The sequence below is a fragment of the bacterium genome, assembly GCA_040753555.1.
GTDB lineage: Bacteria > UBA9089 > UBA9088 > UBA9088 > UBA9088 > JBFLYE01.
In genome coordinates, this window is record JBFMDZ010000002.1 from 36,312 (window position 1) to 47,305 (window position 10,994).

Annotated in this window: 10 protein-coding genes; 8 read left to right on the forward strand and 2 right to left on the reverse strand. The window is 37.6% G+C overall.

The features are described from left to right. The 5 genes from AB1630_00550 to AB1630_00570 form a co-directional block, all read left to right on the forward strand. Positions 1-4,405 (forward strand): PKD domain-containing protein (locus AB1630_00550; GenBank protein ID MEW6102302.1); only part of this gene is annotated, 4,405 nt, incomplete at its 5' end. 2 nt (positions 4,406-4,407) lie between these two features. Further along, positions 4,408-4,758, forward strand: coding sequence for a hypothetical protein (locus tag AB1630_00555; protein ID MEW6102303.1), 351 nt, complete (start codon positions 4,408-4,410; stop codon positions 4,756-4,758). A 1-nt stretch (position 4,759) separates the two neighbouring features. Then, on the forward strand, positions 4,760-5,134 hold the full coding sequence (locus AB1630_00560) for a retropepsin-like aspartic protease (GenBank protein ID MEW6102304.1): 375 nt from the start codon (positions 4,760-4,762) through the stop codon (positions 5,132-5,134). A gap of 43 nt (positions 5,135-5,177) precedes the next feature. Next, positions 5,178-6,098, forward strand: coding sequence for a hypothetical protein (locus AB1630_00565; GenBank protein ID MEW6102305.1), 921 nt, complete (start codon positions 5,178-5,180; stop codon positions 6,096-6,098). Positions 6,099-6,102: 4 nt separating this feature from the next. Continuing rightward, complete coding sequence (locus AB1630_00570; protein MEW6102306.1) at positions 6,103-6,798, forward strand: LysM peptidoglycan-binding domain-containing protein; 696 nt, start codon at positions 6,103-6,105, stop codon at positions 6,796-6,798. A 14-nt stretch (positions 6,799-6,812) separates the two neighbouring features. On the opposite strand, the gene AB1630_00575 is transcribed toward AB1630_00570, so the two are convergent. Both AB1630_00575 and raiA read right to left on the reverse strand, forming a co-directional pair. Next, entirely contained in the window at positions 6,813-7,922 is a 1,110-nt protein-coding gene (locus AB1630_00575) for a glycosyltransferase (GenBank protein ID MEW6102307.1), read from the reverse strand. After that, positions 7,912-8,415 (reverse strand): ribosome-associated translation inhibitor RaiA, encoded by a 504-nt coding sequence (gene raiA / locus AB1630_00580; protein MEW6102308.1) that lies wholly within the window; start codon positions 8,413-8,415, stop codon positions 7,912-7,914. The genes AB1630_00575 and raiA overlap by 11 nt, the downstream gene beginning before the upstream one ends. Positions 8,416-8,513: 98 nt before the next feature. On the opposite strand from raiA, the gene tig reads away from it, so the two are divergent. The 3 genes from tig to efp are packed head-to-tail and all read left to right on the forward strand — an operon-like array spanning position 8,514 to position 10,817. Beyond that, positions 8,514-9,752 carry a trigger factor gene (gene tig, locus AB1630_00585; GenBank protein MEW6102309.1) on the forward strand — a complete coding sequence of 413 codons (1,239 nt, stop codon included), beginning with the start codon at positions 8,514-8,516 and terminating at the stop codon, positions 9,750-9,752. Continuing rightward, on the forward strand, positions 9,749-10,270 hold the full coding sequence (locus AB1630_00590; GenBank protein ID MEW6102310.1) for an O-acetyl-ADP-ribose deacetylase: 522 nt from the start codon (positions 9,749-9,751) through the stop codon (positions 10,268-10,270). The genes tig and AB1630_00590 overlap by 4 nt, the downstream gene beginning before the upstream one ends. After that, positions 10,254-10,817 (forward strand): elongation factor P, encoded by a 564-nt coding sequence (gene efp / locus AB1630_00595; protein MEW6102311.1) that lies wholly within the window; start codon positions 10,254-10,256, stop codon positions 10,815-10,817. Before AB1630_00590 ends, efp begins: the two co-directional genes overlap by 17 nt. Positions 10,818-10,994: the final 177 nt, after the last annotated feature.

Sequence of the window (10,994 nt, forward strand, 5' to 3'; positions counted from 1 at the left end):
AAAGATTGTCTACTATCAAATAAGAGACAATGCAGGAAACACCTACATTACATCAGACAACATTATCTTAGATACATCAGCTCCCACCAATATGCAGATAACCATAAATGAGGGAGCAAACTACACAAATACAGAGAATGTAACCCTATTCCTCTCAGCCGACAACACAGTCCAAGAGATGCAGATAAGCAATTCTTTAACCTTTACCGGAGCAACCTGGGAAACCTATGCCACAACAAAGACCTGGACATTAGACACCCCAACCACTGATGGCATAAAGACTGTCTATGCTAGATTCAAGGATGAGGCAGGAAATACCTCAACCGCTATCTCAGATACCATAACCTTAGACAAAGGCTCTCCTACGGGAAGTATTCTTATAAATGGTGGGGCTAATTATACAGAGGATATAAATGTACTTCTTTCTCTAACCGCAACCGATACAACCAGTGGTGTTTCCCAGATGGTTATTTCCAATACCCAAATTACTGGAAATCCATCAGATTGGAACTGGCAGGTGTTTGCTACACCAAAGCTTTGGACATTAACCTCTGGTGAGGGAGAAAAGACAGTTTATCTAAGATTAAGGGATAGGGCAGGGAATATATCTGATGCAATTTCTGGAACAATCACCTTAGATACAACAGGGCCTTCTGGAACAATAACCATAGACTTTGGTGGGACAAAAGATGCCAAATTTGCCACTTGTACCATGGTTTCCTTAACCTTAATCTGTGAAGAGGCAGGAACAAAGATAATTACCGCAATGATTTCCAATGACGATAGCTTCCCAGCACCCGTGAAAACAATAGCCTTATCAGCCACTACAACTACCGATATTTCTTGGGAGCTAAAGGGTGGTCAAGACGAGGGTTATCGAACCGTCTATGTCAAGTTTATCGACCAGATTGGCAATGACTACCTTGCCTGTGACTCCATTATCCTTGATACAATTGCTCCTACCGATGTAAAGATTGCAATTCAGGGTCAAGTTATCAATGGCAACAAGTATACAAAATCTACTGCCGTAACATTAACCCTTTCAGCAGACGATACGGCAAAGCAAATGTATATAAGTGGGGATATTACCGGAGGTAATGTTTGGACAGCCTATACCGTAAATCCAAATATTACTTTAACTTCAGGTGATGGAAAGAAGACAGTTTTAGTTAAGTTCAAAGATGAGGCAGGGAATGAATCTATCCAGGCATCTGATTTCATCTACCTTGATACAACAAGTCCTGTTGTATCATTCACAGTAAATCCAAACCCTGGGATACAGCATGAGAAAATTAGCTTTGATGCAAGTGCCTCCTTTGACATAATAACCACTACATTGGGATTGGATAATCTAATCTATGCGTGGAACTTTGGTGATGGCAGTTATGGTGATGCAAAGAAGATGGAGCATATTTATCACAATGTTGGAACATATGTGGTTATTTTAAGCGTTAAAGATGTTTTGGGGTATGAAGGGACATTTACTGTTAATGTTGTGATAAGGGATTCTGATAAACCAACCGCAGGTATTGTGGGTGGTGACAGAGTAGTTGATGAAGATACACAAATTATCCTTGATGGAAGCAATTCAACCGATAATACAGGGATTGGGACATATAGCTGGAATTTTGGAGATAACAACTTTACTGATACCACACAAGCTACTGTTACTTATACCTACTCTCAACCAGGGATTTATCAAGTTACCCTTTATGTTACAGATACACAAGGAAATAGAAGCTGGAATATTGCATCTATTGAGATAACTGTAAAGGATGTAACAAACCCAACAATTACTAATGTCCAGCCAGGTAATACCGCAGTTGGCAATAGCCAATCTTCCGTGACTCTTACCGCTACTGTTGATGATAATGTAGCTGTCAAAGAGGCAAGGCTATACTATAATGACCTTACAAAAGGAATGCAGGTGCAAGCAAGTGGTGATCCTATGAAGATAGTAGGAAATACAGCCTCTGGCATTATTCCAATTCCTTACAATAAGACAGGTAGCATTACATATTGGATTGAGGCAGAGGATACATCAGGTAATGGAACAAGGAGCGATGATTACAGCATAAGCGTTATTGACGACATTTTGCCTTTAGGCTCACTTATCATAAACAATAATGCTGGAACAACAAATTTAAGGTCGGTTAAGCTAGTTATCTCAGGGGAGGATAATATTGGGGTTAATGAATTTAAGGTTTCTGATAATTTAGGCAATAATGGTAATTGGACAGCCTGGCAGAACTTTGCCGGGCAATTAGATTGGACATTGGGAACGGATAGTAGCCCGGTAGAGAAATATGCCACTGTAACTATTGAGTTTAAAGATGCAGCAGGAAAGATTGGTACAGCACAAGATGCAATCTGGCTGGATACAAAAGGCCCGGAAAACATATCTGTTTTGATAAATGATGGGGCATATAGCTTTTCGATGAGGACATTAGCAATGGAGTATAAGAAGGTTACAGGCACACCAGGGAGCATAACCTTAACATTACCAAATACACCTGTTTTGTGGGTAAGGGGAATTTGGGAGAGTGAAAAGGGAGAAGAAAATAAAGACAGAAACTACTATACAGATGTAGAGACCCAAACTACCCCTTATCTTTCTCTTGCCACCTCTGTAATACAGGTAGAGAAAAATATCCTTTATGTAGAGGGTGTATGGTTAGGAACACAAGCGATAGGAACAAATTTATATTCTAGCTATAATGCCAAGGAAGGAAAGATATATTTGACCACTTCAACCTCCGGGACAGTCACGGTAAGATATGTTTATGATGGATTTTACAAGGTAACAAAGGCAATTGAGACATATTATTTAACCCAGTCAACCTTCTTTACAAAGTATGCCTCTATTCTTAATATTGAAGGTGTTTATAGTGAGACAGCTACTAGCGGTACAAACCTTTATCCGGGTGGAAAATATGATGTCAAGACAGGAAAGGTGGAGTTAAAGAATATTGCTTTGCCAGGAACATATACTATTATATATACATACTTTGGTTTATCCTATAACAGCCTTTCAGGGATAGTAAGTCTGGCTACGCCTTTAAAATCAACAGATACCTATGTTTCTTATGTCTGTGAAAATCTACTTCCTGCTTATCAAGTTAGCGTAGTGCTTAAAGCCAAAGGAGCAAGTGGATATAAGGTAAATACCCAAAACGACTTTACAAAGGCAGAAAAGAGGCCATTCCCTTATTCTTCCACAAATGTTATGGAAACTACAACTACCTTTGTTGTTAGCAATATTGATGGACAGAAGGAGATCTATGTTCAGTTTGTTGATGATGCAGGAAATGAGGTTTTAGGGGATGATGATATTAGATTGGATACATTAGCTCCTGATCCAGGGGTAACCATTAATGAAGGGGCTAGATATGCAGATAAGGCAACCGTTACCCTTTCTCACCTAGATGCAGATATCTCTGCTTTATATGTAGTAATTGCTAATTTTGAGAGCGAACAAAAAGACCCATTTGGTGCGAATGTTCAACCTGAGAGGGTTCAGTCTTATAGGGATAACTGGGTTCTTTATCAGCCTGATCTTGATGGAGAAAAGCAGGTTCAGGTTAAATTCTGGGATATGGGATTAAATGAATCGGCAATAGCCCAAGATAAAATTATCTACCGTAGGCTGCCTGAGACAAGGACCACCTATATTGTGGCAAGTGGAACGGTTGGATATACAGATATTGGAAGCAGGGCATTTGGTTGTAGCATAGAGCTTCCAGCAGGTGCGGTGAGCAATGCAACATTTACGGTTAAGCAGATTTCTGTTTCCCTTGATCGGTCGCTTCCATTTACCGGATGGGAGATTCTGCCAAGTATGAATTTAGGCAAGCTTTCCACCCTTACCATTGGATACTCTGATATAGATGAGACCCCAGGCAAAGTTGATGGAACCGATATACCTGAAGACCAGCTTGCCATCTTTTACTACGATGAAGCCAGGAAGGGATGGGTTAAGCTCGGTGGAAATGTTGATACAGTAAGAAATTGTGTGTCTGTTTCAATTACCCATCTTTCCACCTATGTCCTTGCCCCAAGCAATGCACCAAGCCTTTCTGATATTTCACCAAGCACATTGTTGGGAGACTTTAAGGTTAAGTTCAATCCATACAATCCAAAGGAGGATGGAGAAACTTACTTTGCCTTTGACTTGGGAAGGCCAGCGGATGTAACCATTAAGGTTTATGATACAGTGGGGGATTTGGTTTCTGTTGTGGCTAATGAGACAAGAAGGCAGGGAGGAACAAGGGAGAAGATTAGTTGGTTTGGAAAGACCGATGGCGGCTCTTACCTAAAGCCAGGTCTCTATGTCTTCCAGATTAAGGTAAAGGCAGTAGATGGTGAATCCATAATCAAGACAGGGGTAATTGCCATTGTGAGGTAAAGATGGGATTTTATGACGATTTTAAGAAGGCGTTTCAGGACATTGTAGCTCCAGAGATAAAGGCAATCTATAGAGAGATAGGGATTGTTCGCTCTGAGATAAAACGCTTGGATGAGAAAATAGACTCTGACATGGCAAGATTAGATGAGAAGATAGACCTGGTTAAAAATGAGCTTTTGGCAGAGATAAGGAGACAGGATGCAGAGATAAGAGGACAAGGTGATATTATGGTGGCTGAGCTAAAAAGGATAGATAATGAATTGAGGTTGTTAAGGGAGATGAAGGATAGGACAGAGGAGATTGAGCAATTAAAAGAAAGAATCTCTGCCTTAGAGGCAAGGATAGCGGCATAAAATGGGATTAATTGTTGAGCATCTTAAGGTAGAGGGAGATAAAGGAAAGGGCGAGGTTACCTGTCTCTTTGACACAGGTTCATCAGAAACCCTGATGAGAGAAGATATAGCAGAAAGGATTTCAACGCTTATTAATCTTCCTCAACCTTTATATTTAAAAATGGCTGATGGAGAGGGTGTTATTGAGGCAAAGAAATGCATGCCCCTTTCTATTGCCATTAATGGCTGTGTTATCCGTGATGATGTAATTGTTGTTTCTAAATTAGATGATGAAATGATAATTGGCACAGGAACAATGCAAAAATACAGGATTAAGCTTGATTTGGAAAATGAAAAGGTCTTAATTGACCCAAAGGTAATGAGACTGAGGGTGTAAAAATGGGATTTTATGACGATTTTAAGAAAAGGAGGAAAAGAAGATGAAGACAAAAATTTTTGTTTTAGGGATGTTGATGGCAGGGTTTAGCTTTGCCGAATTCAACAAGTTTGAGGGTGTAGGAGCAAGGTCTCTTGGGATGGGAGGTGCATTTACAGCAATATCAAATGATGCATCCTGCCTTTATTATAACCCAGCAGGGCTCCTTAGGATAGAGGATAGGGAAGAGATGTATATGTATTCCCAGAAGCTTAATGAGCTTACCTATCAGTATGTTGGCTTGGTTTGGAAGAACACAGGGTTTTCCTATTTAAACCAAGGGGGTAATCTTGCCAAGGCAGATAATCAATGGGGAGACAAGGTAGGCGAGTCTGTTTATGGTATGTCCTATGCCAAGAAGGTAAATGGAGGCGTAGGTTTAGGGGCAAGCTTAAAAATTCTCCATTATACAAACGAAAGGGATTCTGATTCTGGGTTTGGCTTTGATATGGGTCTTCTTTATAGCCCAGAGATTAAGGAGGATTTAAGCCTTGGTTTGGCAATAAGAAACCTTGGGGCGAAGATCCAAGGCGAAAAGGTTGACCCAACAATTACCGGTGGTGTGGCAATAAGATTAAGCCCGGTATTATTCTGGAAGGGTTTGAGAAACGATGGTTTTGGTAGTGCCTATTCCTCTGGTTTTAGAAGAAAGTCTTTTTTTGAAGAAGAGCCCTTTCCTCTCCTTGTAAGCCTTGATTTATATAACAAGAAGGATAATAAAGATAAAAACAAGCTTGGTTGGGCACTTGGAGGCGAATATAAGGCATTTGATATTCTATTATTTAGGCTTGGTTTTAATAATGGAAATATCGGAGGGGGCGTAGGTCTTGCCCATGATAAATGGAGGCTTGATTATGCCTATTCCACAAAGGATTTGATTGAGCGTGTGGATAATCATTATCTTTCGTTATCAATGAGCTTTTAGAAAGATGAAGAAACTTATTTCTCTTTTGGTTATAATACCCCTTTTGGTATGTGCCAAGATTAGCCAACATGAGCTTAAGGAGGGGGAATATGAGATTGTTATAATTAAAAAGGGTGATACCCTTTGGGATTTAGCTGGAAAATATATAGGGAAATGCTATGAATGGCCCGGCTTTGAAGAATACAATAAATTTACAGACCCACATTGGATATACCCCGGAGAGAGGCTTGCAATCGGAGTAAAGGATGGAAAGGTTTTTATAAAGAAGGCAGAAGACTTTGAAAAAGAGCTTAAGGAAGAGCTTGAAAGGAAAAATGCAGAGATTGCAAGGCTAAAGGAAGAGATGGAGAGGTTAAAAGAAGAAATAAAACCTATTGATGAAGAAGTATTAAAGGAGTGCGAAGAAGAAAGAAAAAGGCTTGAGGCTTCATTTGGTGGTTTGAAGGGCGAGGCAGATTCCTTGCGAGGAAGGATAGATGAGCTTGCCAAAAGGCTTTCAAAGACAGAAGATAGATTAAGCACAAGAGAAGATATGTTAGCCCGTGAAAAACAAGAAAAAGAAAAAACACAGAAAGAATTAAGGGAAACACAAGAAGAGAAAGAAAGGGTAGTAAAAGAGGAAAAAACACAAAGAAGATACAAAGAAATTCTTGCCATTTCCGCCTTTGTCGGCATCATTATTGTAAATTCATTAAAATAAAAAACCTCTTGATTTTATTTTATTAAATCAAGATAGACATTCTCTGTTTCCCTCACCATCTTTTCAAGGGAGAATTCATTTTTTATTCTATTATAACCCCCTTCTCCCATTTTTTTTCTTTTTTCCTTATCAATCAAAAGCTCCTCAATTGCTTTTGCTAATCCATTAACATCAGAAGAAGGAACAAGAATGCCTGTCTCTTTATCTATAACAAGCTCAGAAATTCCACCAACATTGGTAGCAATAATCGGAAGATGTGCCAAGCAAGCCTCCATAATAGAGACAGGAAGCCCTTCTACAATGGATGGAAGAACAAATATATCTGAAATGGACAATAAGCCTCCCACCATCTCTTTTCTTCCTAGAAAAATTATATTATCAGCCAATCCAAGTTTATTTACAAGACCAATAAGTTCTTCCTTTAAAGGTCCATTCCCAGCAAGAAGGCATTTAAAATCAAACTTATTCTTTATAGCCCTTAAGGCATTTATTAATGTTTTATGGCCCTTCCATATACTTAGATTTGCCACACAGGTTATGATTGTTCTATCTTTAAACCCCTCTTTTAAAGAGGTGTCTGGGGTAAAATTAAGACAAGATTCGTCTATTCCATTATAAACCACCCTAAATTTATAAGGAGGATAGCCGTTTTTGATAAGAAAATCACAGGCTTTTCTAGAGTTTGATATACAAAGCTTAATCAGAGAAAATGTTAATTTATCAAGAAACATAGCAATTATGGTATAAAATTTATTCTGGCTATCTATAATGGAAGTGCTTCTTAATCCCGACACAATCCTTGGACAACCTGCAATTCTTCCTATTATCCTTCCCAATATATTTGCCCGAAAGCCGTATATATGGATAATGTCATATTTATTACTCACCAAAAGCCAAAAAAGGCTTTTGATTATCTTAAATATAGTTATTTTTCCATAGCCTAGGTAGAATACATTTGTCTCTTTTTCAAACAAATCTCCCATTTGTCCCTTGGGAGAGAGAAAACAAACATCATTTTGAAAAACATTTTTATCCATCCCCTTTATTAGGGATAAGACCATCTTTTCTGTTCCTCCTATATCAGATGTGCTTAAAAATTGTAAGACCTTGATTTTAGAACTCAAGGATTTGGTAAGCACCATTTTTTGTCTTGTAGATAATGCTTTTGATGTTTGTCTCTTTGTTTTTAAAGACAAAAAATGGGTTTTCTTGGGAGATAAGTTCGTTTATTGCTTCTTCAATGAATAATATGGCTGGCTCTATCCTTCTTGTCTTTACAACAGGAGCCTGTTCTTCCTTTTTTTCCTGAAATGCTTCGGGTAGATGGACCTTTTTATGATTGGCTATCTTTTCTTTAAGTTTCTTTATCTGTGTTTCTATCTTTTTAAGGCTTTCATCTATTGAAAGCTCTATATCTGGAAGAGAGGCTTTAGAATGAAGGATATTTCCGTAATCATTTATGGTGGTCTCTATCAAAAAATTTCCCTTTTGATGTGAGATAACAATTTTCATAACCGCATCTTCTTTTAGATATTTTTCAAGCTTCTTTGCCCTCTTTTTTATATATCCCTCTATTTTAGAGGAAATATCATTTCTTTTTTCTATACCTATCTTCATCAATAATATTATATCAAAACAAAGCTTAATTTTCAATTTTTATCTTGGATTTAATGCAAATACTTGAAAAACAATGTTGATTTAAGTATAATTAAGCTATGGAAATTGAAAAGAAAGAGCTAAAAGGCTCTAGGGTAGAATTTAAGATAAGCATAGAATGGGGTGTTGTTAAAGAAAGCCTTAAGGATGCTTATGATGGAATGGAAAAATATGCAAGGACATCGGGATTTAGGAAGGGAAAGGTTCCAAGGGCTATCCTTGAAGCAAGGTTTTTAAAGGAGGCACAAGATAGGGCTATAGAAGCGCTTATTGAAAAAACAGCAAAGGAGACCCTGAATAAGGAGAAGATAAAGCCTTTAACAGGCCCCTGGGTTGCTGATGTTAATTTTAAAATGGAAAGCCCCCTTTCATTTAAGATAATGATGGAGGTTGTGCCAGTCTTTTCTCTTCCAAATTATAATGAGATTAAGATTAGCCCTAAAAAGATAAAGATAGATGATAAAGAGATAGAAAAACACCTGGATATTTTTAGAAAAGAAAGGGCAGAGTTAAAGGAGAAAGAGGGTAGAGTAAAAAAGGGAAACATAGCTGTTGTTGACCTTGTTTCTTATCCGGTATCTGGAAAGCCCATAGAACACCCTGGGCTTTATATAGAAATAGGCGAATCCTCCTTTCCAGAGAAACTTGAAGATGAACTTATTGGTCTTTGCAAGGGAGATGAAAAGGAATTTGAGGTAGAGATGCCAGAAAATACAAATGATGAAACACTTGCAGGAAAAAAGGTAAAGTTTAAAGTAAATGTATTGAATGTAAAGGAAAGGATTTTACCAAAGCGTGATGATGATTTTGCAAAAAAGGTAGGGGATTTTAAAAATTTAAAGGAATTAAAAATAAGGATAAAGGATAATCTTACAAAGATAGAGGAGGAAAAGGAAAGGGAGAGCCTTAAAACCCAAATGATTGACGAGCTTCTTAAAAGAACACAATTTGATGTACCAGAGAGCCTGGTAATAGATGAGCATAAAGAGATGTTTCAGACATTGCTTTATAACCTTGAAAGAAAGAATGTGTCATTTGAAAGGTTTCTCTCGCTAGAGAATAAAACAAAGGAGGAGTTTCATAAAGGGCTAAAAGATGAGGCAGAAAAAAAGGTAAAGACCCTCTTGATATTACAAAAAATAGCAGATACTGAAAACATCAATGTTTCTGATGATGAATATGAGGATTGGGTTAAAAAAAATTTTTCTCCTGATGCAATAGAGGATGCACTATCTTCTAAATCAATCAGGGAGGATTTGAGGATAGAGAAAACATTGAATTTTTTGATTAAGAAATGATTAAGATTATACTTGGTGATATAACAGAACAAGATACAGATGCAATTGTTAATGCGGCAAATTCTTTCCTTTTGGGTGGAGGCGGTGTAGATGGAGCAATCCATAGAAGGGGTGGAGGAAAAATCCTTGAGGAATGCAGAGAAATTATAAAAAAGATAGGACATCTTGAGACAGGAAAGGTTGTTATTACAAGTGGTGGAAACCTAAAGGCAAGGTTTGTTATTCATACCGTAGGTCCAATTTGGAGGGGTGGAAAAAATAGAGAAGAAAGCCTTTTAAGGAGCTGTTATCAAGAAAGCCTAAAACTTGCTTTGGAAAACAATTTAAAGACAATTGCATTTCCATCTATATCTACAGGTGCATATGGCTATCCAAAGGAATTAGCCGCACCTGTTGCTATTAAGGCAGTTTCTGATTTTTTAAAGGAAAATAAGGGGATAGAAGAGGTAAGGTTTGTTCTATTTGATAAAGAAACATATAATGTTTATAAGGAGGAAGAAAATGATATCAGCAGCTGATTTGAGGGTTGGAAAGAACATTGAATTTAATAATTCAATATGCACTGTCGTTGATTTTGCCCATATAAAGCCAGGAAAGGGACCTGCATTTGTCAGGGTAAAGCTTAAATCCTGGAATACAGATGCTACAACAGAGTATACATTTAGACCAGAGCAAAAATTTACCCATGTTGAGGTTTATGAAAAGCAAAAGCAATATCTTTATAGGGATGGCGATGAATATTGTTTTATGGACAATGAGACATACGAACAGGCAAGTATAGGGGAGGACATTTTAAAGGATAATACAAAGTATCTTACAGAAAATATAAATGTAAGCTTTCTTGAGTATGATGGAAGGGTTGTTGGTGTAAAGCTTCCTATAACCGTTCTGCAGAAAATAGAAGAGACAGAGCCAGGGTTTAAGGGAGATACAGCAACGGGTGGGACAAAACCAGCTATTACAGAAACAGGGTTAAATATTCAAGTTCCATTATTTATTGAGGTTGGCGATATTATAAGGATTGACACAAGGACAGGAACCTACATAGAAAGGGTTAAAAAGTGAATTGTAATTATACTGAAAATCAATTAAATTTCAAGTAAGAAAGAAAATTATCTCTTAAGTAATTTGTAAAAAATGCCGAATAAATAGGCAGGATGGCAAAATTTCTTAAGGATGAGGATAGGGACAAATTAAAAGGTCTGCATAGGAAGACAAAAGAAAAGAAGTTAGCAGACCGTA